Consider the following 26,487-nt stretch of genomic DNA (forward strand, 5'->3'; position numbering starts at 1 on the left):
TTTGTTTAATCCAGTTCCACAACAGTGATGCCTGCACCTCCCAGTTGAACATGCTCATCGTGGTAATGGCGGACACCGGGGACTGAATGCAGATAGTCGCGTATCAGTTGCCGCAGGATACCTGTACCTGTACCATGCAGGATACGTACCCTCGATGCTCCGACCTGGATGGCATCGTCAATGAAATAGGTGACAGTTTGCAGTGCTTCATCGCCCCTCATACCTCTAACATCTATTTCCTGCTTAAAGTTCAATTTCTTTTCGTGCATATGGTCGGTCGTATCCGAGCTGACAAACGTACTTTTCTGGATTTCCTTCTTGATCTGTCCTTTGCTGACTTTCTCCAGTTGTTCCAGTTTAACCGTACTTTTAATCATACCGAATGCTACGACTGCCTGTTTGCCCTGAAGTTCCATAACCGTTCCGGCAGAAACCTGTCCTTTCAGGCGGACATTGTCGCCCACCTCGATCACATCGCGGTTGAATGTCTGTTTGGCGGCAGGTGCATTCTGTTTTTGCTTTTTACGCTCTTTCCGTTCCTGCAACTTCGCCATCTTGCGGGCGATCTTGTCATCTTCTTCTCCGGCCGATTCGACAGAGGCCTTAAACTCCTCCAACGCTTTGCGGGCAAGTTTGGTCTGTTCCTTTTCGGCTTGTGCTTCCTTGATTTCACGAACCGTATTCTCGATTCTTGCATTAGCTTCGGCCAGTATTCGTTGCGCTTCGGCTTTCGCTTCGCGCATGATTTCCTTTCGTTGCCTGTTTACCTCTTCCAGATCTTTTTCGTAACGGGAGGTGATATCTTCCAGTTTCTTTTCCTGCTGGCGGATATTCTGCCGTTTGCTTTCCCAGTAACGTTTATCGCGGACGATATCTTGCAGGTATTTATCCATATCGATATAATCGGAGCCGACTTTGGCAGAGGCGTCTGCTATCACATCTTCCGGTAAACCGATCTTTCGTGCGATCTCGACGGCAAACGAACTACCCGGATTCCCGATAGACAATTTGAATAACGGCTGCATCAGATGGCGGTCATACAACATGGCGCCGTTTACGATGCCTTCCGTATCTTCGGCAAAATGTTTCAGGTTCTGATAGTGCGTCGTAATTACACCGAAACTGCGGTTCCGGTTGAAACGGTCCAGCAAAGCCTCGGCAATGGCACCACCTATCTGGGGTTCCGTACCGCTACCGAACTCATCGATCAGTATGATTGTCTTTTCGTTACAGTTTCTGACGAAATACTTCATGTTGGTCAGATGGGAACTATAAGTACTCAAGTCGTTCTCAATACTTTGCTCGTCACCGATATCAATAAAAATACTGGAGAATATACCGGTGCGTGAACTTTCGTGCAATGGAATCAATAATCCGCATTGCATCATATATTGCAGCAGTCCGACCGTTTTCAGACAGACTGATTTACCTCCGGCGTTCGGTCCTGAAATAATCAGGATACGCTTCTTTTCATCGAGTGTGATATCGAGTGGTATGACTTGCTTGTTTTGTTTCTGCAACGACAGGTAAAGCAGCGGATGAACGGCACGCGCCCAATCCACCTGTTGTACATTCTCCACAACCGGCTTGATCCCTTTTACCTGTTCGGCAAAGAGCGCTTTGGCACGAATAAAATCAATATCTGCCATAAACTCATATGATTGCAGGATATCTGGCACCATCGGACGTACAATATTGGTAAACTCCGTCAGGATCTTCATGATCTCGCGGCGTTCGTCACCTTCCAGTTCACGTACACGGTTGTTGGCTTCCACAACAACTTCCGGCTCGATGAAAACTGTCTTTCCACTGGCCGATTCGTCGTGTACGATACCTTTTATCTTTCTTTTAAAAGCCGGAGCGACGGGAATCATCAGACGACCATCGCGCATGGTCGGGGTGACATCTTTGTCTACTACGCCTTCCGACTGTGCATTCCGCAGGATGGATTGCAGGCTGCGGGAAATACCGCTCATCGTGGAAGAAATTTCTTTCCTGATCTGTGCCAGGGTAGGAGACGCGTTGTCTTTTACTTTCCCAAACTTGTCGAGGATGGAATCGATTTTCCCGATCAACTGGGGAAATACAAGAATGTCACCAGCCAGCGCTGTCAAAGCCGGATAAGCTATTTCTTCATCCTCTTCCGTCCGGAAGAAACGGACAATATCGTTGATTGTCTGTAGCGAACGTTTCAGGTCGAACAACTCCTTTTCGTCCAGCCAGGTTCCTTCCGGGCGTATCCGTTTCAACGAATAACGGACATCGAAAAAGAAACTGGCAGGAAACTCTACCTCTCCATGCAGGATACGGACAAACTCATCTGTCTGTTCCAGACGTTCAATAACGGTTGTATAGTCGGCAGAGAATTCCATCTCTGCAACCCGCTCTTGTCCCAGCGGGCTTAAACATTTATCGGAAATTAAACGGCGTACTTTATCGAACCCCGTTTTCTGTTCAAAGTTTTGTGGGTATATCACGTTTATTTATATGCTTTATTTTATCTCCACCGTAATCTCTCTGCGGATAGTCGGGCGGACGATCATTTCCATTTTGTTTTTGCCCCGTTTAATTTCAAACGTACAGGCATTGTTGCCGGTCGGATTGACATAAGGAGCATAATAATATAGGTAGGAGAAACCTCCTACATTGCCTGACTTTTGTAAAGCGTCGGCAACCTGAGGGTATTGGAATGTATCCCAGAACATACAGCGTTTGAAGCCGTTTGCGTCCGTGAATTGTGTTTTAGGATCGCGGAATTTCATTGTTTTGGAAATGAAGTTCTTATAGCCTGCTGTAAATTCTTCGGCGGAATAATTCATTTTGTTGTCATTGATCTTTTCGATCACGTCACGCGGACGAAGTCCTGATGCGTAAGCCGGCGAATTGCGGTCTACATCTGTGATGAGTTCCAGGCGGTCGATGTCATAACAGATCCCGGTGTAATTATAAGTCTTCTGGTTTACCTTATATTGCACATTGCGACCATATTTTACATACGGATACTGCATCAGCATCAACGGCACATGGATACGGGCATATTCTTCCAACTTGTAGGAGTCTTCCAGCAATTCGTTCGCCTCGCATTCCCAAAGGATGCGACCCGGAACAAATGCCTGGTCGATCATTCGGAAACCGAATTGTAACAGGTATTCTGCTTCAGCCTCTGCCGCCGAATTACCCAGGAACGGGAAAGAATCCATCTTACTCTGAGTAAAATTATAACGGAAAGTAGGCTCTTTCTCTATCTGGATCTTGTTGGCTCCTTTGAAATTCGGATTCTTATCGAAGAAGTAGAATGTCTGTATCAGAATATCCGGTTGTGCGATATCCAGCACCAGTCCTTTTTTAGTCATTTCTTTCTCGATGCAATCGTTGATGGCACTTTCCAGTTTACGGTTGTTCTCATCTATCGCTGCGAAAGCAAATGTCTTGAATTTGCCGAAGCTTATAGAATCGGGTGTCACCACTGTCTTGAACGGACAGGTAAAAGTGCGCTCGCTGGTAGTCTCCAGACTGTACATGGAGAAAGCCGAAGCCAACTGGTCTTCAGTGATCGAGTTGACCTTCTTGCAATCCTTCTTTACCATTACCTGTTTGGTCGGGATGGAAAGATTGGAGATGGTTAGTATCACTTCGTTTTTACCGGCAGGATTCAGTAACTGGGCTATCTCCTGAGGAGAAACTTCTGCCGACTGCACCCCGTCTATCGCTTCTACAATATCACCTTGCTTAACTCCTGCAAGTTCTGCCGAAGAATAAGGGATAACTCCTGTAATGACAGGTTTGAACTTTCCCCAGTTGTTACTTTGGCTGATATCATATGTGAATCCTAATCTACAGATTGACGCGCTACGGTTCTGTGCATAACCGGTTAAGAATGCAAATAACAATAATATGGATAAAACAACTCTTTTCATAATGCCAGTAATTCTATTATAGTATTAATAATACCTGTTTATACCTAAATCTATAGGCAAAGGTAAAGATATTTTTGTTGAGTATGAATAGTTGGCAGCATATTTGATGTTATTCCGGTGTATGATCGTAAGGATAACTTTTTCTGCATCCAAAGTGTTAGTAGATGAAAGTTGTCGTATTATGCTGACAATTAGGTAATAATAAAAATATTAAGATAGTTATGAGCAAGATGAATTTTAACGGAAAGAAGGAAACGGCTGAAAAGAATGAATGTCAGAACAACGAAGAAGCGACAAATTTGCAGCAGGAACAGGAAAATGCGGCAGAAGAATGTGCGCAAACTGACAATGTGACCGAAGAGCTGGATGAGTTGAAAAAGAAGTATAACGAATTGAACGACTCTCATCTTCGCCTGATGGCAGAATTTGATAATTACCGCAAACGTACCCTGCGTGAAAAAGCAGACTTGATTAAGAACGGCGGTGAGGCAGCCCTGAAAAACTTACTTCCTGTAGTCGATGATTTCGAACGTGCATTACAGAATATCCGTAACTCGGATGATGTGGAAGCCGTGAAAGAAGGGGTAGAGCTTATCTATTCCAAATTTATGGCTTATCTGGCCCAGCAGGGAGTGAAAGCTATTGAAGCGGTAGGCCAACCTTTCGACACCGAAATGTTTGAAGCTGTAGCTACTATTCCTGCTCCGGAACCTGGCATGAAGGGTAAAATCCTGGATTGTGTACAGACCGGATATACTTTAAATGACAGAGTGCTTCGTCACGCTAAAGTAGTAGTAGGAGAATAAGCAACATGCTAGAGGGCAAATAACAACAATACAAAGATGGCTAAAAGAGATTATTACGAAGTGCTGGAGGTGTCAAAAACCGCCACAGTAGAAGAAATTAAGAAAGCATATCGAAAGAAAGCAATCCAATTCCACCCGGACAAGAACCCCGGTGACAAACAGGCAGAAGAAAACTTCAAGGAAGCTGCCGAAGCGTACGACGTATTGAGTGATCCTCAGAAACGTCAGCGCTATGACCAGTTCGGGCATGCCGGAGTAGGAGGTGCATCCCAGGGAGGTGGCTTTGGTGGAGCCGGAATGTCAATGGAAGATATCTTCTCTCAGTTCGGAGACATCTTTGGAGGACACTTTGGTGGCTTTGGCGGTTTCGGTGGTTTTGGCGGAGGCTCACGTGGCGGCCGTCGTGTGAATCGCGGATCAGATTTGCGTGTGAAGGTAAAACTGAATCTGAAAGAGATCGCTAACGGAGTAGAGAAGAAGATAAAAGTTAAGAAATATGTACCTTGTAGCAAATGTCACGGTAGCGGAGCAGAAGACGATCACAGCTCCAAGACTTGTGAGACTTGCCATGGCAGTGGTGTCGTTACCCGTATTGCCAATACAATCCTGGGGCAGATGCAGACACAGTCTACCTGTCCGACTTGTGGCGGTGAAGGAAAGATCATCACTAAAAAATGTGCTCAATGTGACGGTGAAGGTGTTATGCGTGATGAAGAGATCATTACGATCAACATACCTGCCGGCGTAGCTGAAGGAATGCAGTTATCCATGAGCGGAAAGGGAAATGCAGCCCGCCACGGAGGTATAAACGGTGACCTGCTGATTTTGGTTGAAGAAGAACCGCATGCAGAACTGATCCGTGACGAGAATGACTTGCTGTATAATTTGTTGTTGAGTGTTCCCCAGGCTGCTTTGGGAGGAACCGTAGAAGTTCCGACTATCGACGGCAAAGCGAAGGTGAAGATCGAGCCGGGTACGCAACCGGGTAAAGTCCTTCGCCTGAGAAATAAGGGACTTCCTTCCGTGAACAGTTATGGAACAGGTGATTTGCTGGTAAATGTCAGCGTATATATTCCTGAAACATTATCAGCGTCAGAAAAAGAAACGCTGACCGGTTTGGATAATTCACCGAACTTCCAGCCGAATCGTACAATGAAAGAGAAGATCTTCAGCAAATTCAGACATATGTTTGATTAGAAGTATTCAACTATTCTCAGATAAATAAGAAAAGAGTAAAGTCGACTAACAGGAAGTTGGCTTTACTCTTTTTTATTATCGGTCTTGTCCCGGAAGGACAGGGCGGTGACTTTTCACATACCTCTTTTTTATAAAGCAATATATTACTGCCCTCATTTATTAGTTTCTTATTCCAAAAGATTTGCTTGTTTATCAATAAGCATTTTACGGAGTCGATGAACCTTAAAATGCTTGCCGATTTGTGTTGTCTATCATATCGCTTTATTACGGATGAATGCCTCTCTACAACTATTAATCAATGATAAATATACCATAAAGGAAATAGCTTATGAGCTGGGATTTACAGACGACGCCTACTTTTGCCGGGTATTCAAAAAGCACTACGGAATCATTCCCGGCGATTATAAGAAAAGGAGGGGAGAGGTTTTATTCTAAAAGCAAAACGTTATAAAAATCTGCTTCCCGTAGAAAAAACTCTATTGGTTGATTGTGAATTGATGACAGTTTCCTCGTAGTTCCGTGTTTAGGAAACTCCAGTTCCCTGCCTAGGAAACTACAATTTCCTGCGGAGGGAACTACAGTTTCCCAGGCAGGAAACGCGTGTTTCCTCCTAAGGAAACAGGAACGACTCTATAGGCGGGAATCAGAAAGTCCCGGACTCGTCCTTTAACCGGCCGAGAGACTGCCGGTAGCCGGTAATGATTTCTTCCATCACTTCGGCAACCGTTTCTTCTTTTCTGAACAGGGCGGCGACTTGTCCGATTTCCAGTTCTCCTTCTTCCAGATTGCCTTCGAACATACCCTTCTTGGCTCTGCCTTTACCTAATAAAGCACGCATTTCTTCGACCGATGCGCCCCGCGCTTCGGCTTCTTCTACGGCAGTTGTGAAACCGCCTTTCACCAGGCGGGTGGGAGCGAGCTTTTTCAGCAACAGCTTCGTGTCGCCTTCGTTGAGGCTGAGGCAGAGCTGCTTGAAGTTTTCATGGGCGGAACTTTCTGCAGTCAATGCGAAACGTGTTCCAATCTGTACACCTTCGGCCCCAAGCGCAAAAGTGGCCAGCATGGCATCACCGGTTCCTATTCCTCCGGCCGCCATGAGCGGGAGGGAAGTGGCACGGCGTACGGCGGGAATTAGGCAAAGTGTGGTTGTTTCTTCCCGTCCGTTATGTCCTCCGGCTTCGAAACCTTCGGCAACAATCGCATCCACACCGGCTTCCTCACATTTGACGGCAAACAGGGAACTGCTCACCACATGGACGACCGTTATGCCGTGTTCTTTCAGGAACGGAGTCCATTTTTTGGGACTTCCCGCAGAGGTGAAAACGATTTTTACTCCCTCTTCGACCATCAGGTTCATCAGATTTTCGATTTCCGGATACATCAAAGGTACATTAACCCCGAAAGGTTTGTCGGTGGCAGCCCGGCATTTCCGGATATGTTCGCGTAATACTTCGGGGTGCATGGAGCCGGCTCCCAACAGTCCGAGTCCTCCGGCATTGCTCACCGCCGAAGCCAGCCGCCAGCCGCTGCACCAAACCATTCCACCTTGTATAATAGGATATTTAATACCAAACAATTTACATATTCTGTTCATGGCTAATCTATTTATAATGTTAGGGGAACAAAGTAAAATAAAACTTACCTATCTTTGCGTGTCTGATTCTATAAATAATGTGGATATAAATTAATTCTTACAATATAACAGTTATGAATAAAGCGCTTATGGCTGCCGGTCTGGCAGTAGTTTTAGGAGCTTGCAACTCCTCGAAGAAAAGCGATGTGGCCGATGCCGCACCCAATCCGTTCTTTACGGAATATACGACTCCGTTCGGTGTTCCTCCTTTCGACAAGATAGAAGTGGCTCATTACAAGCCGGCATTTGAGAAAGGGATGGAAGAACAGAAAAAGGAAATCGATGCTATTGTCAATAATCCGGAAGAACCGACGTTCGAGAATACGATTGTCGCTTTAGATCGCTCAGGTGAATTGTTGACGAAAGTGATGTATGCTTTCAGCGGTCAGTCGAGTGTGAATACGACCGACGAAATACAAGCTCTGGAGCAGGAACTGTATCCAGTTCTTTCCGCCCATTCGGATGATATCAGCCTGAATCCGGCTCTCTTTACCCGTGTAAAAGTTGTGTATGACAAGCAGGCTTCAATGAACCTGAATAAGGAGCAGAAGAAGTTGCTGGAGGAAACCTACAAAGGTTTCGTACGTGGCGGAGCCAACCTCGACGCTGACAAGCAAGCCCGGTTGCGTGAACTGAATGAAAAGATATCTGTCCTGGAGCTGACTTTCGGGCAGAACGTACTGAAAGAAACGAATGCCTTCAAACTGGTTGTAGATAACAAAGAGGATTTGGCCGGACTTCCCGAATCGTTGATTGCCGCTGCTGCCGAAACTGCCGCTGCCGACTCAATGGAAGGCAAATGGATTTTCACACTCCATAATCCGAGTGTGATGCCTTTTCTGCAATATGCCGATAACCGTGCGTTACGGGAAAAGATATTCAAGGCGTATATCAACCGTGGAAACAATAGCAACGGGAATGACAATAAGAACGTTGTCAAAGAACTTGTAGCTGCCCGCCTGGATAAGGCCAAACTGTTGGGTTATGAAGACTTTGCCGCTTTTGTGCTGGATGAGAACATGGCAAAGAACGAGAAGAATGTGTATAACCTGCTTGACCAGATTTGGACTCCGGCGCTGAAAAAAGCGAAGGAAGAACTGGCCGATATCAATGCCGAAATAAAGAAGGAAGGCGGCGACTTCGAAGCCGAAGGTTGGGACTGGCGTTATTATGCGGATAAAGCCCGTCAGGCAAAATTCAATATGGATGAAAACGAAGTCCGCCCTTATCTGGAACTGAACCATGTGCGTGAAGGTGCTTTTTATGTAGCGAATAAGTTGTATGGAATAACTTTTACGGAAATCAAGGACATACCGAAGCCGGACCCGGATGCTTTTGCTTTTGAATGTAAGGATAAGGATGGTTCTTCACTGGGTGTCCTTTATATGGATTTCTATACTCGTCCGGGTAAAGGTGGCGGTGCCTGGTGTGGCGGATACCGTGACCAGAGTTATAAAGATGGAAAGAAAGTGCTGCCGGTTGTTACCACCGTATTTAATTTCAGTAAACCGGCTGCCGGGCAACCTGCATTGCTGAGTGCGGATGAGGCGGAAACCGTCTTCCATGAGTTCGGTCATGCCTTGCATGGTTTGTTTGCTGATGTTCATTATACCGGAGTAGCCGGTGTTCCCCGCGACTTTGTGGAATTGCCTTCGCAGGTAATGGAACATTGGGTGTTCGAACCGGAAGTGTTGAAAGTATATGCCAAACATTATCAGACAGGAGAAGTGATTCCGCAGGAGCTGGTTGACAAGATTGTGAAAAGCAGCAAATACGGACAGGGCTTTGCTACGGTCGAATATCTGGCCGCTTCCTTGTTGGATATGGATTATCATACCTTGAAAGAACAGCTGCCCGGTATGGATATCGAAGCCTTTGAAGCTGAAGCGATGAACAAACGCGGATTAATCCGCCAGATACCTCCGCGCTACCGTACTACTTATTTCGGTCATACGATGGAAGGTGGTTATACAGCCGGATATTACAGCTACATCTGGGCAGAAGTGCTGGATGCCGATGCTTTCGAGGCTTACAAAGAAACCGGCGATATCTTCAACCTCGAGGTCGCTTCCAAGTTCCGTAAATATGTCCTTACCCCGGGTGGTATCGATGATGCAATGGATATGTATAAAAACTTCCGTGGCAAGGAGCCAGGCATTGAACCGTTGCTAAAGAACAGAGGGTTAAAATAAGATTTTTTTATTATCTTTGCGCATGTAACATGCTTAAACAGAACAATATGAAGAAAATGATTATGACAGCCGGCATAGCTGTTGCACTTAGTGCTTGCAGTTCGTCGGAGAAAAAGTCTGAAATCTTAGCTCCAGGAGATATTTTACTAACGGAGTTCACGACTCCGTTCGGAGTTCCTCCTTTCGATAAAATCGAACTGGAGGATTATATGCCTGCTTTTAAGGAGGCGATAGCTCAACAACAAAAGGAAGTAGATGATATTGTCGGTCAGACGGCTGCTCCCGATTTTGAGAATACGATTGTTGCTCTTGACCAGAGCGGTAGCCTGCTGCGTAAGGTCAATGCCGTTTTCAGCGGACTGAACAGTGCCAACACAAATGATGAGATGCAGGCGTTAAGCCGTGAGTTGTCTCCGTTATTATCAAAGAATAGTGATGATATCCGTCTGAACAAAGATTTGTTTGCCCGTGTAAAGGCTGTGTATGATAATCGGGAATCTCTGAACCTGAATAAGGAACAGAAGAAGTTGCTGGAAGAAACCTATAAGAGTTTTGTCCGCGGCGGTGCGAACCTGGATGCAGAGCAACAAGCCCGTTTACGTGAACTGAACAGTGAGATATCCATGCTTCAGTTGACATTCGGACAGAATATGTTGAAGGAAACAAACGCTTTCCAATTGGTTATTGAGAATAAAGACGACCTTGCCGGCCTGCCCGAAAGCCTGATACTGAACGCGGAGGTTGCTGCCCGTGCGGCAGGGTTGGAAGGCAAATGGCTTTTCACTTTGCATAATCCGAGTGTGATGCCTTTCCTGCAATATGCCGATAACCGTGCGTTGCGTGAAAAGATTTTCAAAGGTTATATCAACCGTGGAAATAATGGTAATGATGCCGATAACAAAGATGTCGTGCTTAAACTTGTTACGCTTCGCCTGGAAAAAGCGAAGTTGATGGGATATGACGATTATGCCTCTTTCGTCCTGGAAGACCGTATGGCTAAAACGTCGGATAAAGTATATGCTCTGTTGGACGAAATATGGAAACCCGCTTTGGGAAAAGCGAAAGAAGAACTGGCTGATATCAATGCCGAAATAAAAAAGGAAGGCGGCAACTTCGAAGCGGAAGGCTGGGACTGGCGTTATTATTTCGAAAAAGCGAAGAAGGCTAAGTTCGATTTGGATGAAAACCAGGTTCGCCCGTATCTGAAACTGGAGAATGTGCGTGACGGTGCTTTCTTGTTAGCCAATAAATTATATGGTATTACCTTTACACCCATCAAGGAAATACCGTTGCCTCATCCGGATGCACAGGCTTTCGAATGTAAGGATAAAGATGGTACGCATCTGGGTGTTCTTTATATGGACTTCTTCCCGAGAGCCAGCAAACGCGGCGGTGCATGGTGCGGAACCTATCGTTCGCAGACTTATAAAGACGGCAAACGTCAGGGACCGGTCGTAACGATTGTATGTAATTTCTCCCAGCCGGCTCCGGGGCAACCAGCTTTGTTGAGTGCGGATGAAGCGGAAACATTATTCCATGAGTTCGGACACGGTTTGCATAACTTGTTTAAGAACGTACATTATTATGGTGTATCGGGTGTTCCCCGCGATTTCGTCGAACTGCCTTCACAGGTGATGGAGCATTGGGTGTTCGAACCTGAGTTACTGAAAGAATATGCGAAACATTATGAGACAAACGAAGTGATTCCGGCCGAACTGATTGAAAAGTTGGATAAGAGCGGAAAGTACGGACAGGGTTTTGCTACGACTGAATATCTGGCCGCTTCTTTACTCGATATGGATTTCCATGTATTGAAGGAAGTACATGAAGGTGCAGACGTCATGAAGTTTGAAGAAACTGTTTTGGGTGAACGCGGACTATTGAAACAGATACCTTCCCGTTATCGCACTACTTATTTCAATCACACGATGGGTGGCGGATATACAGCCGGTTATTATAGTTACATCTGGGCCGAAGTCCTGGATGCAGATGCTTACCAGGCTTATAAGGAAACCGGAGATATCTTCAATCAGGAAGTAGCTGCCAAATTCCGTGAATACGTTCTTACCCCTGGCGGCATCGACGACGCAATGGATATGTATAAAAATTTCCGTGGTAAAGAACCGAACACGGAACCGTTGTTGAAGAACAGGGGATTGAAATAAAGGTAAATGTAGTGTCGTTGGTAGGGGCGGTTCGCGAACCGCCCCTACAGGCACCATCATATTGAACCTGGCCGGTTCAATATTTTCTATCCATGTATCTCTATAATATAGGACGCATCAAACGTCTCTCCCGGCTGTAAATGTTGCATCCAGTTTCTGTCTTTATATTCCCCGGTGTAATTAACACGGTCGCAACGGCCATACCAGGGTTCGATACATACGAAGGGTGCGTTCTTTGAGGGAGGCGACCAAAGGCCGACAACAGGCGCTGTGAAATATACCGTCAGATAAGAGCCGCCATCCTGTTTCAGTAAATCCACCCGCTTTACTTGGCTGTTTTCAAGTACTAATGCATCCTTATCGAAAGTATGTATATCCAATGGTAATAATCCTTCTTTGTCAAGTGAAAGCGGATATTCCTTGTCTCCGATACAACCTTTTTCCTGAATGAGTTTGTAGGAAAGTCCCTCATGCCGGTCGAAGGCAAAGAAGCCTCTTGAACTGCTGTCTTTATCATAATCAGGATAATAAAAAGCCGGATGCGCTCCAATCTGGAAATGCAGTTCCTCGTTTCCGGTATTTTTCACTGTCCATAAGACTTCTATCTGGTTTCCGGCCAGTTTGTATCCTATCTCCAGACAAAAGGGAAAAGGATATAATTGTAATGTATCCTCATTATCCTGTAGTTGAAACCGCAATTCCGTATCAGTCTCTTTTATCAGTTTAAATTCCTGATCCCGTGCAAAACCGTGTTGTGATAACTTGTAAGTCTTTCCGTTATGGCGATACTCGTTGTTCCATAAACTACCTACGATAGGGAAAAGTACCGGCGAATGGCGTTTCCAGAAGGTAGGATCGGCCTGCCATAAATATTCTTTACCGGTTGCGTTGGCAACAATGCTGCTTAGTTCGGCTCCATGTGGCGACACCTGAATGGTGAGCGAATTATTCGATACTGTTTTCTTCATCAGATTTATTTGTTTATGTTATTTTCCGTTTCAGCAAAGTTAATGAACTTATTATTTGATTCTCCCGCTCTTTTATAATAAAACAAAACAGAAAGCGTTAAAAGATCATTGAATAGTTGAAAATATGGAACTACACGAAACAAGATCATTTCTGATAAGTGGTATCGCAGTTTTGCTTTGCCTCTGTTTTTCGCTCTCGGTAAAGGCCGGTGAACGGTATACGGACAACTCTGTATTGAGCAAAGGAAACTGGGTGAAAATACAGATAGAGCAGGATGGAATCTACAAACTTACTTCTTCTGAATTGAAGAAGATGGGATTTGACGATCCTTCGAAAGTTGCTGTCTATGGATATGGTGGCTGGCCTTTGGAAGAAGATTTCACAAAACCTTATGTGGATGATCTGCCTGCTGTCCCGGTGCTGAGAAAGGATGATTATATCCTTTTTTATGGGCGGGGAACGACGAAATGGGAAGCTCAGATAAGAAATGAAAATTTTACGCATACCAATAATCCTTACTCTGTGTATGGATATTATTTTCTGACAGACGGGGCGGAGGTTAAAGTCCCGGAGCAGATTAAATATGATAGAACTACCAGTGAGAGAATAGAAACTTTTGATGACTATTTACTCCATGAAAAAGAGTTGGTTTCTATTAATTTATCGGGAAGGAGATTGTTTGAGAAGTTATCGCAGTCTACCCAGACTTTCAATGACTTTGGAAATCCGGAGACATTAGGGATAGTCGAAGGTGAAATTTATGTAGATTGCAAATTTGTACCACTCACTACAACATCAGAGGCACAAGGTGAAATTACGTTATCTTTTGCAGGAAATAAGCTGTATAATGGAAACACTTCCCTTCAAAGTGGAACATACACAAAAGGCAAGGATATGGAATTAGCCCAAAAATATGAATATAAGGCAGGGGATCATTTAAGTGTTAAGCTGGAGTATAAGAAATCACAGCAACCCAGTACCGATGGCTATGTCGATTATATCCGTTTGAATGTCAAACGTCAATTGAAGACTTACAATGAACCATATACATTTTTCCGTTCATTTAAATCCCGGAATCATATATCCCGGTTTGTAATAGAAGGCGCTAATTCAGCCTGTATGGTTATGGATATAACAGACCCTGCAAACTGTAAAATTATAGAAACAGAACTGACCGGCTCTACAATGTCTTTTACTATTCCGGAAAGTAATTCATTGAGAGAATTTGTTTTGATAAGGACTGATCGTACGGATTTTCCTGTCCCTGTCAGTAAAGGTGCGGTTGAGTGCAGGAACCTTCATGGCTGGTCGAATAAAGATATGATTATTATCTCTCCGTCTACTTTACGAAAAGAAGCGGAGAGATTGAAAGAAGCACATGAAACACAAGATGGTTTACGTGTGGAAGTGGTAACACCGGAAGAAATATATAATGAATTTTCAAGTGGAACTCCCGACGCAACAGCCTATAGAAGGTTTATGAAGATGTTGTATGATAAAGCGGCATCAAAAGAGGATCGTCCGAAATACTTGTTGCTTTTCGGAGATGGTGCTTACGATAACCGCTTTGTTACGGAATCATGGAGTAAGATAAGTGATAAGGAGAGAGAGAATTTCCTGCTTACCTTTCAGTCAGAAAATTCATTGGATGAAAAATCTTATGTGACAGATGATTATTTTGGTTTTCTGGATGATGCTTCTAATGGGAAAAGTGTAGAATCGTGTCCGGTGGATATAGGGATAGGCCGTTTCCCTATCCGTTCGGTTTCGGATGCCCGGAAGATGGTCAATAAGGTTATTCGTTATATGAATAATGAAGAACTGGGCATTTGGAAAAATGAAACTTGTTTTGTGGCAGATGATGGAAGTAATGCGGATAAAGTAAAAAAACAAGCGAATGATCATATGAAATATGCAAATGGAGCAGCTCAAACGGTTGAAGAGAAAGCACCGGATGTTCTGGCAAGTCGATTGTTTTTTGATAATTATGCCAAAGACTATTCTAGTTCAAATTCATATTCGGTCGTAACAGACGAAATGAATAAGAAGTTAAGAGAGGGATTGATGCTGATTAATTATACAGGGCATGGAAACACGACTTCGTGGTCTGATGAGAATGTTCTTACACTACCGATGATAGATAAATTCTCCTATCCCAAATTACCATTATGGATTACGGCTACCTGTGATTTTTGTCGTTTTGATGCACTGGCAACGTCGGCAGGAGAGAGCATTTTTCTAAATGAAAAAAGTGGGGGGATAGCATTGTATACAACTGTTCGAGTGGCTTACGGTTCTGAGAATGATAGAATAAATAATAGTTTCCTAGAGAAGTTATTCGATCAAAGTATGTATCCGGCTTTGGGCGATGTGGTCAGAAGTGTTAAGGCTGATAATAAATCATTAAGATCGAAAAACCTGAATTTTACCTTTATTGGTGATCCTGCTTTAAAGTTGGCTTTGCCTTCCCATAAAATACGTATTAATACGATTAATGGAAAAGATGCGGTTCAGAATTCAACTAATTTCAGAGCTTATGATGAAGTGACTGTAGAGGGAGAGATATTAGCTCCGGATAATTCGATAATTGATAATTTCAACGGAAAGCTGGAAGTGAAAGTGATGGATAGTAAAATCGAAATTACGACACGGAATAACTTCAGGAATGATACTGCTTTTAAATATATGGATTATAAAAACCTTGTTTATAAGGGCTCAACCCAGGTTCAGAATGGCAAATTCAGTTTCTCTTTTTATGTCCCGGGCAATATTTCTTATTCCGGTAAGGCCGGAAAGATGATTCTGTATGCTTCGGATAGCGAGCAGAAAATAGAAGCAAAAGGTAACTTTACGAATTATAAGGTACAAGGTACTTCTGATGATCCTTTGGACGATCACGAAGGTCCTGAAATAGTAAAACTTTATTTGAACGATTCGACATTTGTGAGTGGTGACAAAGTAAATACAACTCCGTTTTTCTATGCCCGGTTGTGGGATCAGACGGGAGTGGATATAACAGAAGGCGGTGTCGGGCATGATGTGATGCTTATGATAGACAATAAACCTTTTACCAGCTATAATCTGAATTCTTACTATAACAATATATTTGGCCGGAAAGGAGAAGGTGAAGTGAGATTCGGTATTCCGCAATTAAGTGCGGGAATGCATGAGGCTGTCTTTAAAGTTTGGGATGTCATGGGAAATCCAACAACTTACACGTTCCGGTTCGAAGTAGATGAGAGCTTGAAACCTTTCATCACCAATATTGTCGCAACTCCGACACCGGCAAAAGGTAATGTTGAATTCCATCTTACACACAACCGTCCCGAATCTCAGATGAAAGTCGGTATCATGGTCTACGACATTGCAGGCCGGCTGCATTGGAAACATGAGGAGACTGGTTCGTCCGAATTATTCAAAGATTATGTGATAGATTGGGATTTGAGAAATAATTCAGGAAGCCATGTCCGTCCTGGAGTTTATATTTACAGGGCTGCGATAAGCACTAATAATTCAAAGGAGGCAACGGAAGCAAAGAAGATGATTATTTTATGGTGATTTTACTTACATTTGTAGGAAATAAAAATAAACCATGGAAAGTATATATACAGCAGATGAAAACAGATATGCCGGCATGACGTATCGCCGTTGCGGACGTAGCGGTATTTTGTTACCGGCCATTTCTTTAGGGTTATGGCATAACTTCGGAAGTGTGGATGTCTTCAATAATTTTATAAAGATAGCTTATACGGCTTTCGATAATGGCATTACTCATTTTGACCTGGCAAATAATTACGGCCCGGTCTATGGTTCGGCAGAAGAGAATTTCGGCCGGATTCTGAAAAAAGGCTTGGGAGCTTACCGTGACGAACTTCTTATTTCGACAAAGGCCGGTTATGATATGTGGCCGGGGCCGTACGGAAACTGGGGAAGCCGTAAGTATCTGATGGCAAGTCTTGACCAAAGTCTGAAACGGATGGGATTGGAGTATGTGGACATCTTCTATTCCCATCGTCCTGATCCGGAAACACCGATAGAAGAGACGATGGGGGCTTTGGCAGATATTGTTCGCCAGGGGAAAGCGCTGTATGTAGGTATCTCAAATTATAACGCGGAACAGACGGAGAAGGCGTTGGCTGTATTGAAAGAACATCGCGTTCCTTGCTTGATCCATCAGGCGCGTTATTCTATGTTCGATCGGTGGACGGAGCCGGATTTGCTGCCTTTGCTACAAGAAAAAGGTGTCGGCATGATTGCTTTTTCTCCTTTGGCACAGGGAATGCTTACTAATAAATATCTGCATGGAATACCTGAAAATTCAAGAGCCGCTAAGTCAACCGGCCATTTGAAACGGGAACAGGTGACGGATGATAAGATAAATAAGATTCGCCAGTTGCATGAATTGGCAATAGAACGTGGACAGACATTGGCTGAAATGGCTTTGGCATGGTTGTTGAAAGACGACCGTGTAACCAGTGTCCTTGTCGGAGCCAGTTCCGTTGAACAGCTGCTGGATAATCTGAAAGCATTGCGTAATACCGTTTTCACCAATGAAGAGTTAGAGCGGATAGAGTTTATTTTGAAATGAAGCTCCGGATTTATTGATACATTATTATTTATATGACACCATTTTTACAACAGATAGCCTCTTTATTTTATCAGCAATACGGAGCGGAGGTCAGCAGGCTGGCCTTTGTTTTCCCTAACCGCCGAACGGGATTGTTCTTTCAGAAATATCTTTCGGAAGTAGCTGACAAACCGCTTTTCTCCCCGACAATCTTGACCATCAACGACTTGTTTGTGCAGTTGAGCGGTAAGCAGACGGCCGACAGAATCAATATGCTGTTTATGCTGTATGATATTTATGTCCGGCATAGCGGTTCGACAGAAACTTTCGACGAGTTTCTGTACTGGGGAGAAATGTTATTGAACGATTTCGATGATGTCGATAAATACATGGCCGATGCCCGCATGCTGTTTACCAATGTAACGGACTTGCGGGAGATAGAAAATGATTTCAGCTTTCTGGATGCAGAGCAGATTGCCGCTATCCGTACTTTCTGGTCATCGTTTTATCCGAAAGGAGATTCTCCGAATCAGGAAGAGTTTCTTGCCGTGTGGAAAATCCTGTATACATTATATAATGACTTGCGTGACGCATTAGCCGCAGAAGGAAGAGGCTATGAAGGAATGATATTTCGAGAAGTAGTCGAACAGATGGAGCAGAACAACTGTTGTGACCTGCCTTATACGAAGGTTGTCTTTGTCGGACTAAATGCTTTGTCTGTGGCTGAGGAACGTTTTCTGATTCAGTTGCAGAAACGGGGCATTGCCGATTTCTATTGGGATTATGCTTCTGACAAGGTGACCGACCCGAACAACAAAGCCTCTTATTTTGTTGAGCGCAATCTCAAAAACTTCCCTTCTCAATATCCGCTTCCTGCCGAAGAGAAAGTAGATACGGAAGTTGAAGTCATCGGTATTCCGTCCGGTATCGGCCAGGCGAAACAGGTTTATACTTTATTAAATGAACTATGCAAGGAGGATGAGATGTCACCCGAGGAAGCATTGCGTACAGCTATCATTCTGCCCGATGAACATTTGCTTATTCCGGTGCTGAACGCAATTCCTGAACAGATTCGCCGGATTAATGTGACGATGGGATACCCGTTGGCGGGTACGCCTGTCGCTTCGTTGATGGAATATATTCTTGCATTGCAGAAAAACGTACGCTATGTAGACCGGCAACCGGTCTTTTATTTCCGGGATGTATTACCTATATTGAACCACCGGTATATCAGTTCGACCTGCCCGGAAATAGTGAATGCCCTGGTGAAAGATATTGCGGAAAATAACCGGATATATATTTCTGCCGCCGATTTGGGAAAGACCGATTTGTTGTCGGTTCTCTTTCTTCCGGTGACTGATGTGAATACATTTTCCGATTACCTCATTAATGTCTTGCAGGAGCTGAACAAGGTGATGCACGCTTTGTCATCCGGCGAAGAAGAAGAGGATGCCACGCAACGTACCAATGACCTCGAGCAGGAATTTATCTTCCATTATTTTACAACTGTCAACCGGATGAAAGAAATTATGCAGGATGCCGGAATAGAAATGAAGATAGATACCTATTTCCGTCTGCTTAAGCGGGTAACCGATACGATTACCATTCCTTTCCGGGGAGAACCGTTGTCCGGTTTGCAAATTATGGGAGTACTTGAAACCCGTGCACTGGATTTCGATCGGCTGATTATCCTTTCCATGAATGAAGGAATTTTCCCGTTGCGTAAGGCGGCAAACTCATTTATCCCGTATAATCTGCGAAGAGGATTCGGTTTACCGACCTATGAACATCAGGACAGTGTCTGGGCCTACCATTTTTACCGTTTAATATATAGGGCGAGCCATGTCAGTTTACTCTATGATACCCGCAGTAACGGTTTACAGACTGGCGAAGTCAGCCGTTTTGTCCATCAATTGCATTATCACTACGAAGTGCCGTTGCAAAACAAACTGGTCGTATATAATGTATCGTCTGCCAAGACTCCGGCTTTGCAGGTAAAGAAGACGGACGAAGTGATGCAACGCTTGAATGCCTTCCACAAAGGGGGAAACCGGGCCATTTCCGCCAGTGCCGTCAATACGTATCTGGACTGTCCGTTGAAATTCTATTTCTCGGTAGTCGAAGGTATACAGGAGGAAGAAGAGGTTAGCGAAACGATTGAAAGTAACGTGTTCGGTAGCATCCTGCATAAGGTAATGGAAGAACTCTATATGCCTCTCTGTGGAAAAATAGTGACAGCCGACCTGCTGAAAGCAATTAAGAAAGATACGCCTGTCCTGACGGGTGCCATTGCCCGGGCATTTGCAGAAATTTTCTTTATGTCGGACGTCGTACGTCCTCTGACGGGGCAGAATTTTCTGATAGGTGAGATGATTCGGAAATATGTGGAGAAGATACTGGAACGTGACAGTAAACTGACGCCTTTCCGATATATTGAATCGGAACGGAAGATTAACCGTCTGTTTACGTTGGGTGACAACCGGACAGAGATTCAGCTGAAAGGTTTTATCGACCGTATTGACGAGGTGCGTGATGCGATTCGTATTATCGACTATAAGAGTGGGAGCGGAACATCTGTTTTCACTTCGGTCGAAAGTTTGTTCGATAAGGAAGATAAAGACCGTGCCAAAGCCGTAATGCAGGTTTTCATGTATTCGTGGATGCTTGGAGCCGCTCCCGCAGGAAAGACGATTCAGCCGGGAATCTATTATATGCGTACGCTTTTCTCCGACTCGTTCGACGCCTCAGTCAGCAGACGCATTGAACGGACGAAAACGGAACCGGTAACAGATTTTTCGGCATATTCCGAAGCGTTTGAAGGAGAATTGCGCCGTTGTCTGGATGAGATATTCGGACGTGAAACACCGTTTACACAGACAACAACGGAAAAAGCCTGTGCCTGGTGTCCTTTCAAAGATATCTGTGGAAAATAGTACAGGTCAGAACAGAAAACCGAGTGAGAAACTCATCATATTAGTCCGTTTGTCGATCGAGATGTTTCTTTCAATCGGGTTTTGTGAGGATTTGTCTTTGAAATCGGATTCGACTTTGTTGAGTCCGAATTCATAGGTGAATTCGAAAAAGAGCCTCCAGATGCTGACGCCCAGCCCGGTGGCAATACCCAACTCAAACGGGGTGCTGTCGTTGATGTATTCATTCGTGACCTCAGAGAAATGTGTCGTATAGCGTACCTTATAATTATACTTCACTTTAGGACCTACCATCATACTGAGGGCATAAGGTCCTTCCTTGACAAGGTAATAGCCAATCATAACAGGCATTTCGAGTGAGGTGGTTTTTAATTGAAGCAGGTCTGTTTCCGGTGTATTGCTATCGGCTAAGTTGGACTCGGTATTTTGTGGCATGGAGAAAAGAATGTCTCCTTTCGTGTGATACCACGACAGGTCCGGCTGGATAAAGAAACGGTCGATATTGATTCTGCAAAAGACAGAAGCCTGATAGCCTACCTTATATTGCAGGCGGATATTCTCCGCTTTGACATCATCTATTGTAAGCGAATTAACGATTGGAAACGTAGAGTTGACACCTACCTTTGCTCCGAAGTTAAACGCTTTGTCCTCAATCTGTATAAATTTCTGCGCGTTGGCTGATATACAGAGAAAAAACACAGGCAATAGAAGAAGTATCTTTTTCATACGTTTATTTTTTCTTTTTTACCGACCAGCCGAATTTACCTACAAATTCACCTAATCCATAATATTTCCCATGTGAATAAGCCAGCAGGTCGGCCCGTTGCATATCGAATGCTCCCGTTTGCGGGTCCAGGTATTTATCATCTGCCTGAACATTCAGGACATCGGCTATGAACATATCGTGGCTGCCTAAAGCAATCACTTCCTTGCCCCGGCATTCAATGCAAAGAGGTGCTTCTTCGATAGTGGGACAGTTTACTAACGTGGCTTTACCCGGTGTCAGTCCCATTTCTTCAAACTTATGGTGCCCTTTACCTGAATTGACACCGCACCAGTCGGTTGCATAGGCCAGTTCGCGTGTTGTCAGGTTGATGACGAACTCCATATTCTTTTTCAGTATGGGATAGGAGTGACGTTCGGGACGTACGGATATATAACACATGGGTGGATTGGTACAGATTGTACCGACCCACGCCACCGTTATAATATTGTATTCTGAAGGTTCGCTGCCACAACTAACCATTACGGCGGGTAAAGGATAAATCATGGTACCGGGCTTCCAGTCTTGCTTCATAAAAACTTATTTAATAATAATATCTTCCTTATTGATTTTACGTTCACAATAACGACATTTGATTGTTCCCTTTTCTTTGTCTATTACTTCGAAACGGCTCGGCATCGGTTCGTTATTGGTGATACATTTCGGATTGTTGCATTTAACCAATCCAACCAGTTCGTCCGGCAATGTAACTGTTTTCTTTTCCACAACTTCATAATCACGGATAATGTTCAGGATTACTTTGGGAGCAATCAGGGCGATACGGTTGATTTCGTCTTCTTCAAAAAACTTGTTGGATATTTTAATCACGCCTTTGCATCCCATTTTTTTACTTTGGAAATTGTTTCCGATAGTGATTGTGTTATCCATATTTTCAAGTCCCAACAATTTGGCCACTTTAAATAATTGGCTGGGGGGGATATGGTCGATAGCAGTTCCGTTCTCCAGAGCGGCAACCTGCAATTCTCTTTTCTTTTCTACTGACATGACTGATTAATCTTCAATTGATAAATTAAGAACTTCACAAATAATTGCCTGACGGGCGAACAATCCGTTGCGTGCCTGCTGGATGTAGTAGGCTTTCGGATTATCATCCACATCGTAAGCAATTTCGTTTACGCGGGGCAGGGGATGAAGGATACGAAGGTTTTCACGGCTTCCTTCGAGCATCTTATTACGCAGGATATACACATTTTTTACCCGTTCATATTCTTCCAGGTCGGTAAAGCGTTCGCGCTGTACGCGGGTCATGTAAAGAATATCGGACTGGTTGATAACATCTTCATCGAATGTCGTATGTTCGTAATATTTGATGCCGTGCTCGTCGCAGAAATTCTTGTATTCGTCCGGCATGCGAAGTTCGTCCGGAGCCACGAAATGAAAAGTTGGATTAAAATGTGACATGCCGACAATCAGCGAATGCACTGTCCGTCCGTATTTCAGGTCGCCCACCATGGTGATGTTCAGGTCGGTCAGTTTTCCCTGTGTCTTCTGAATGGAGTATAAATCGAGCATAGTCTGCGAGGGATGCTGATTGGCACCGTCGCCCGCATTGATGATAGGTATGTCCGTTACTTCGGATGCATAACGGGCAGCGCCTTCCAGATGATGTCTCATAATGATCAGGTCGACATAATTGCTGACCATCAGGATGGTATCTTTCAGCGTTTCCCCTTTGGAAGAACTGGTGGTAGAAGCATCCTGGAATCCGATCACTCGTCCGCCCAGGCGGTTGACAGCTGTTTCGAAGCTTAATCGCGTGCGTGTAGAGGGTTCAAAAAACAGGGTGGCAGCCACTTTGCCTTCCAGTAGCTTTCGGTTTGGATTTTCCTCAAACTTCCTGGCGTTATCCAGAATACGAAGAATGTCCTCTTTGGAACATTGATCGATAGAAACTAAACTTTTACTTTTCATTTTGTGTATAATCTGTCTTTCTTGCAAAAGTATAAAAAAAGCGGAGACTGAATAGCCTCCGCTTGTATTTATTTCAGATATTCTGCCAGCTTCGTCGGAAGGTAGAATGTATTGTTCTTATCTACATAAACTACAACCGAGTTGAGCCGGACTTCTTCCTGTCCTTTTTTACCGATTGTGACGATATTGCTGAACGGGGTGATGTTGATTTGTTTCTTTTTATTTTTCACGACCAGAGAGGGAGAGCCTTTCTCGTCTTTTGCCGGAATAATCTCACATTTATAGTCTTCAAAGACCTCTGTGTGAGGAGCGAAGTTCTCTTCTGTCAGTTCGTCCAGTTTGTCACGGTCCATGCCGAACAAGGCGCACAGATATGCGTTCAGTTCGATGTTGGTGTGCATACCGATGGGAAGGCTGGCTTTGTCCGGGTGGTAAGCTGCCAGGAAAACGTCTTCACCGGTGTGTCCGCCGGTTGTAAATCCGAAACAGGTTTTTGATGTAAGCAGCTTAGACATGAAAGAGGTCAGCGAACCGCTGTAGAGGGAGCCTTTCCCTTCGGTGGTACGTTCGCTTTCAGGAATCGGGCTGTTCTTGTAGTCTTTGCAATGGTTCAATGCGTCCAGTTCTTCCGGGCTCAGTTCGAAACCGGCATATTCGCGGAAGATGTTCTGTACTTCGGAGTTGGGTTCACTGTTTACTTTCTTGGCGAAACCTTCTGCCGTCAGTTTATAAAGAGAGAATTGGTGGAACAGTTGATCTTTTGTAAGTTTATCATAACCTCCGCAAGAATAACGGCCGATGCTGATACCGCTGTTTCCGTGGTCGGGAACCATGATAACGGCTGTTTCTCCGTTCTGACGGGCAAATTCAAGTGCAGCACCACAGGCACGGTCGTAAGCCAGCATATCTGTTGCCATACCGACAGGGTCGTTTGCATGGGCGGCCCAGTCTACTTTACTGCCTTCTACCATCAGGAAGAAACCTTCCGGGTTTTTAGACAGTTTCTCGATTGCGATACGTGTCATTTCTTCGAGGTCCGGTTGCTGGGCCGGGTCGCGGTCGATGTCGTAAGCCATTTCGCGGTCACCGAATAAAGCCCACATATTGTTACCGCTGTAGTTACGCATACCGCTGATGTCGTTTTTAAACACACCATATCCGTTACCTTTCAGATAAGCTTCGCTTTCTTCCGGAAGAAGAGATGCGCCACCACCGATTACAACATTCAGGTCGTTGTGAGCCATCTGCGGAGCAATCCATTCATATTTACCGCGGTTGTAGCTGTGGGCAGAGCAGTCTGCCGGTGTTGCATGCGGAAATTCGCAGGTGAAAACAAGACCGGTCGATTTGCCCTGTGTCATCTTAGCAGCTTCCAAAACGGTGGTAAGCGGCTGGAAAGCACGTTCGGGGTCGGTCGGGTAGATATCATTGTCTCCGTCGTGTTCCGGATAAGTGGAAACATAACCGGTACGGCTCGGATAGCCGGTCATATAGCAGGAAGTTGTCGGAGCGGAATCTCCGATAGGGGCATTTGAAGAGTGCGTACGCACGGTTCCGCACAGATACGGGTCCAGGTTCAGGTTGGGTTTGTCGGGGTTTGTGTACCATTGCAACCAGCGTGCCATAGAAACGGTAGCCAGTGAAGTTCCGTCCGGTATCAGAAGAATAACATTCTTGACCGGTTTTACGTTTTCTACATCCGCAGCTTTTGCCGGCATGATGATGATTGCCAGTAGAAGCAGAAAAGTAATCGTCTTTTTCATGTGCTTGTATGTTTATAAATTAATGTAATTGAATGATCTCTTCTTCGAAAAGTGTCAGTTTTTCCAATCCTGTTTCTGTCACCAGGAAACTGTTTTCAATGCCGACGGCTCCCACGCCCGGAATAACGAATTTGGGTTCGAGGGCAAATACCATATTCGGTTGCAACTCCTCTTTCGAGCGCGGGGTCAGGACGGGCAGCTCGTTTATCTGGATGCCGATGCCGTGTCCTACGAATTTGGCTTGCTGCTTGGTTCCCATGAAGTTGGTGGCCAGACCCTCTTTTTCGGCAATGCCGGCAGCGGTATTATATAGTTCCGAACAAACGACACCCGGACGGGCTGTGTTTTCGATTTCATTTTGTATTGTCAGGGCTACCTGGTGGGCGCGGTAGGCTTCTTCGGTCAGTTTGCCGACAGAGAATACGCGGGTCATGTCTGTCATATAAGATGTATAGTTCCCGGCCATATCGACCATGATAGCCGTACCTTCTTTCAGGACCGTGCCGTTGGCTCCGAGCGGACAGGAGGCATCCATGCCACCGCCACCCAGGGCGAAGTCGAAAGGAGAGGGAGCTTCGGCATTTTCTCCGGCCAGGATGCTTCCCATAAAGATATCCATATTGGCACCGAAAGCACGGAATAACCCGATGGAACCGTTCTGGCGCATACGTCTTTCTATTTCGTACTGGAATTCGAGGTCGGTCATTCCCGGACGGAAACATTCCGGAACCTCGGAATATGTCTTGGCATGTTTTGCCGCCGAGATACGAAACTGGGCAATTTCCCATGGTGTTTTGATTTCACGCAAGGTCCGCATCAATGTAGTTGCATTGCCGGTTTCTTTGGAATTGAAAATCGATTGCAGACGGATATAATCGTTGTATGTCAGCTCATCGGCTTCAAGAAGCAGCTTCTCCGGCATTTTTATTCCGCGTGCAGCGAATATCTCGGCTATTTGCTCCGGTTTGCGGATATATTCGATTTGGTCGTTGCTTAATCCGTTAGGGCGTTTGACGAAGAACCAGGGCGTGCCTTCTACGGGCAGATAAAAATATCCGCTATACACACGTCCGGTTGTATAATACAGGTTTACATCTACACTTAGCAGGCATGCATCCGCATTTATCTTTCGCATTGCCTGTTGCATACGACCCCATTTCAATTGCAGGTCGCCGATCAATTCTTTTTGTATCATCTCCAACTTTTATTTTTATGTGGCATCAAAGATATTAAATTATTGCCGGGAAAAAGCAGGATGGGATATTAAATGTTGATTAAGAAATAGAAATCCACTTCTCCAGATTGCGTTCTTTTGCGCTGAAATTGGCACCGACCTTGACCAATTGTCTACCGTCGGTAGTGTAGGGGATCAGGTAGCCTTGAACACACTGACTTGTCCAAACTTGGTAACACTTGTCAGGAGATAGAACTTCAGATACTGGTCGGCACTTTTCAGCACACCGTAGAAGGCTTTCAGGGTATCCTTGTAGGCTTGGTGCAACTCCTTATCTTGCAAAGATTGGAGCAGCGGCTTGTCATATTCATCGACGAGTACGACGACGGGATGACCTGTTAGCTCGGCTGCACGTTGTATCTGTTATAGGTTACAGATGCGATTGCTTAAAAAACAATCCCATCATGTTAAAGACCGTT

At 44.7% G+C, this 26,487-nt stretch carries 18 protein-coding genes and 1 pseudogene; 8 read left to right on the forward strand and 11 right to left on the reverse strand.

What is annotated here, in order from left to right; all coding sequences use genetic code 11:
• Positions 1-5: 5 nt before the first annotated feature.
• Entirely contained in the window at positions 6-2,477 is a 2,472-nt protein-coding gene (locus K6V26_RS07570; protein ID WP_195586910.1) for an endonuclease MutS2, read from the reverse strand.
• 15 nt (positions 2,478-2,492) lie between these two features.
• Complete coding sequence (locus K6V26_RS07575) at positions 2,493-3,917, reverse strand: PDZ domain-containing protein (RefSeq protein WP_224264988.1); 1,425 nt, start codon at positions 3,915-3,917, stop codon at positions 2,493-2,495.
• Between the two features lie 221 nt (positions 3,918-4,138).
• On the opposite strand from K6V26_RS07575, the gene K6V26_RS07580 reads away from it, so the two are divergent.
• From K6V26_RS07580 to K6V26_RS07590, 3 genes are all read left to right on the forward strand, one after another.
• Positions 4,139-4,723 (forward strand): nucleotide exchange factor GrpE, encoded by a 585-nt coding sequence (locus K6V26_RS07580; RefSeq protein WP_007659266.1) that lies wholly within the window; start codon positions 4,139-4,141, stop codon positions 4,721-4,723.
• 36 nt (positions 4,724-4,759) lie between these two features.
• Entirely contained in the window at positions 4,760-5,920 is a 1,161-nt protein-coding gene (gene dnaJ, locus K6V26_RS07585) for a molecular chaperone DnaJ (protein ID WP_010803395.1), read from the forward strand.
• A 270-nt stretch (positions 5,921-6,190) separates the two neighbouring features.
• A complete protein-coding gene (locus K6V26_RS07590) occupies positions 6,191-6,355 on the forward strand; it encodes a helix-turn-helix domain-containing protein (RefSeq protein ID WP_082207551.1) in 165 nt (54 codons plus the stop codon).
• A 208-nt stretch (positions 6,356-6,563) separates the two neighbouring features.
• Here K6V26_RS07590 and K6V26_RS07595 read toward each other — a convergent pair whose 3' ends face one another.
• Positions 6,564-7,514 carry an NAD(P)H-dependent flavin oxidoreductase gene (locus tag K6V26_RS07595; RefSeq protein WP_195586914.1) on the reverse strand — a complete coding sequence of 317 codons (951 nt, stop codon included), beginning with the start codon at positions 7,512-7,514 and terminating at the stop codon, positions 6,564-6,566.
• Positions 7,515-7,627: 113 nt separating this feature from the next.
• Here K6V26_RS07595 and K6V26_RS07600 point away from each other — a divergent pair, with 113 nt between their 5' ends.
• Both K6V26_RS07600 and K6V26_RS07605 read left to right on the forward strand, forming a co-directional pair.
• Complete coding sequence (locus K6V26_RS07600; RefSeq protein ID WP_224264989.1) at positions 7,628-9,745, forward strand: M3 family metallopeptidase; 2,118 nt, start codon at positions 7,628-7,630, stop codon at positions 9,743-9,745.
• Between the two features lie 47 nt (positions 9,746-9,792).
• Positions 9,793-11,910, forward strand: a complete 2,118-nt coding sequence (locus K6V26_RS07605) for a M3 family metallopeptidase (protein WP_224264990.1) — start codon at positions 9,793-9,795, stop codon at positions 11,908-11,910.
• Between the two features lie 86 nt (positions 11,911-11,996).
• Here the strand turns inward: K6V26_RS07605 and K6V26_RS07610 are convergent, their stop codons facing one another.
• Positions 11,997-12,878, reverse strand: a complete 882-nt coding sequence (locus K6V26_RS07610) for an aldose 1-epimerase family protein (RefSeq protein ID WP_224264991.1) — start codon at positions 12,876-12,878, stop codon at positions 11,997-11,999.
• 124 nt (positions 12,879-13,002) lie between these two features.
• On the opposite strand from K6V26_RS07610, the gene porU reads away from it, so the two are divergent.
• The 3 genes from porU to K6V26_RS07625 are packed head-to-tail and all read left to right on the forward strand — an operon-like array spanning position 13,003 to position 20,379.
• Positions 13,003-16,437, forward strand: coding sequence for a type IX secretion system sortase PorU (porU, locus tag K6V26_RS07615; protein ID WP_224264992.1), 3,435 nt, complete (start codon positions 13,003-13,005; stop codon positions 16,435-16,437).
• A 34-nt stretch (positions 16,438-16,471) separates the two neighbouring features.
• Positions 16,472-17,467: an L-glyceraldehyde 3-phosphate reductase gene (gene mgrA, locus K6V26_RS07620; RefSeq protein ID WP_195438818.1), complete on the forward strand. Its 996-nt coding sequence runs from the start codon at positions 16,472-16,474 to the stop codon at positions 17,465-17,467.
• 32 nt (positions 17,468-17,499) lie between these two features.
• Complete coding sequence (locus K6V26_RS07625; protein ID WP_224264993.1) at positions 17,500-20,379, forward strand: PD-(D/E)XK nuclease family protein; 2,880 nt, start codon at positions 17,500-17,502, stop codon at positions 20,377-20,379.
• 6 nt (positions 20,380-20,385) lie between these two features.
• Here K6V26_RS07625 and K6V26_RS07630 read toward each other — a convergent pair whose 3' ends face one another.
• The 7 genes and pseudogenes from K6V26_RS07630 to K6V26_RS07660 form a co-directional block, all read right to left on the reverse strand.
• Positions 20,386-21,102, reverse strand: a complete 717-nt coding sequence (locus tag K6V26_RS07630; protein WP_007659285.1) for a porin family protein — start codon at positions 21,100-21,102, stop codon at positions 20,386-20,388.
• A 4-nt stretch (positions 21,103-21,106) separates the two neighbouring features.
• Entirely contained in the window at positions 21,107-21,673 is a 567-nt protein-coding gene (locus tag K6V26_RS07635) for a flavin reductase family protein (RefSeq protein WP_224264994.1), read from the reverse strand.
• 6 nt (positions 21,674-21,679) lie between these two features.
• Positions 21,680-22,144, reverse strand: coding sequence for an aspartate carbamoyltransferase regulatory subunit (gene pyrI / locus K6V26_RS07640; RefSeq protein WP_007659289.1), 465 nt, complete (start codon positions 22,142-22,144; stop codon positions 21,680-21,682).
• A gap of 6 nt (positions 22,145-22,150) precedes the next feature.
• Complete coding sequence (gene pyrB, locus K6V26_RS07645) at positions 22,151-23,071, reverse strand: aspartate carbamoyltransferase (RefSeq protein ID WP_007659291.1); 921 nt, start codon at positions 23,069-23,071, stop codon at positions 22,151-22,153.
• A gap of 68 nt (positions 23,072-23,139) precedes the next feature.
• Entirely contained in the window at positions 23,140-24,834 is a 1,695-nt protein-coding gene (locus tag K6V26_RS07650; protein WP_007659293.1) for an alkaline phosphatase, read from the reverse strand.
• Between the two features lie 19 nt (positions 24,835-24,853).
• A complete protein-coding gene (locus K6V26_RS07655; protein WP_195586921.1) occupies positions 24,854-26,029 on the reverse strand; it encodes a M24 family metallopeptidase in 1,176 nt (391 codons plus the stop codon).
• A 186-nt stretch (positions 26,030-26,215) separates the two neighbouring features.
• A pseudogene (locus tag K6V26_RS07660) lies at positions 26,216-26,428 on the reverse strand (AAA family ATPase); the annotation flags it as partial.
• Positions 26,429-26,487: the final 59 nt, after the last annotated feature.

The sequence above is a fragment of the Parabacteroides goldsteinii genome, assembly GCF_020091425.1.
Lineage (GTDB): Bacteria > Bacteroidota > Bacteroidia > Bacteroidales > Tannerellaceae > Parabacteroides > Parabacteroides goldsteinii.

Bases quoted from the DNA above. Each gene is read 5' to 3' on its own strand.
- K6V26_RS07655 (WP_195586921.1), bottom strand. From the start codon at position 26,029: ATGATACAAAAAGAATTGATCGGCGACCTGCAATTGAAATGGGGTCGT.
- K6V26_RS07575 (WP_224264988.1), bottom strand. From the start codon at position 3,917: ATGAAAAGAGTTGTTTTATCCATATTATTGTTATTTGCATTCTTAACC.
- K6V26_RS07605 (WP_224264990.1), top strand. From the start codon at position 9,793: ATGAAGAAAATGATTATGACAGCCGGCATAGCTGTTGCACTTAGTGCT.
- pyrI (WP_007659289.1), bottom strand. From the start codon at position 22,144: ATGTCAGTAGAAAAGAAAAGAGAATTGCAGGTTGCCGCTCTGGAGAAC.
- K6V26_RS07650 (WP_007659293.1), bottom strand. From the start codon at position 24,834: ATGAAAAAGACGATTACTTTTCTGCTTCTACTGGCAATCATCATCATG.
- K6V26_RS07625 (WP_224264993.1), top strand. From the start codon at position 17,500: ATGACACCATTTTTACAACAGATAGCCTCTTTATTTTATCAGCAATAC.
- K6V26_RS07630 (WP_007659285.1), bottom strand. From the start codon at position 21,102: ATGAAAAAGATACTTCTTCTATTGCCTGTGTTTTTTCTCTGTATATCA.
- K6V26_RS07590 (WP_082207551.1), top strand. From the start codon at position 6,191: ATGAATGCCTCTCTACAACTATTAATCAATGATAAATATACCATAAAG.
- K6V26_RS07600 (WP_224264989.1), top strand. From the start codon at position 7,628: ATGAATAAAGCGCTTATGGCTGCCGGTCTGGCAGTAGTTTTAGGAGCT.
- dnaJ (WP_010803395.1), top strand. From the start codon at position 4,760: ATGGCTAAAAGAGATTATTACGAAGTGCTGGAGGTGTCAAAAACCGCC.
- K6V26_RS07610 (WP_224264991.1), bottom strand. From the start codon at position 12,878: ATGAAGAAAACAGTATCGAATAATTCGCTCACCATTCAGGTGTCGCCA.
- K6V26_RS07595 (WP_195586914.1), bottom strand. From the start codon at position 7,514: ATGAACAGAATATGTAAATTGTTTGGTATTAAATATCCTATTATACAA.
- pyrB (WP_007659291.1), bottom strand. From the start codon at position 23,071: ATGAAAAGTAAAAGTTTAGTTTCTATCGATCAATGTTCCAAAGAGGAC.
- mgrA (WP_195438818.1), top strand. From the start codon at position 16,472: ATGGAAAGTATATATACAGCAGATGAAAACAGATATGCCGGCATGACG.
- K6V26_RS07580 (WP_007659266.1), top strand. From the start codon at position 4,139: ATGAGCAAGATGAATTTTAACGGAAAGAAGGAAACGGCTGAAAAGAAT.
- porU (WP_224264992.1), top strand. From the start codon at position 13,003: ATGGAACTACACGAAACAAGATCATTTCTGATAAGTGGTATCGCAGTT.
- K6V26_RS07635 (WP_224264994.1), bottom strand. From the start codon at position 21,673: ATGAAGCAAGACTGGAAGCCCGGTACCATGATTTATCCTTTACCCGCC.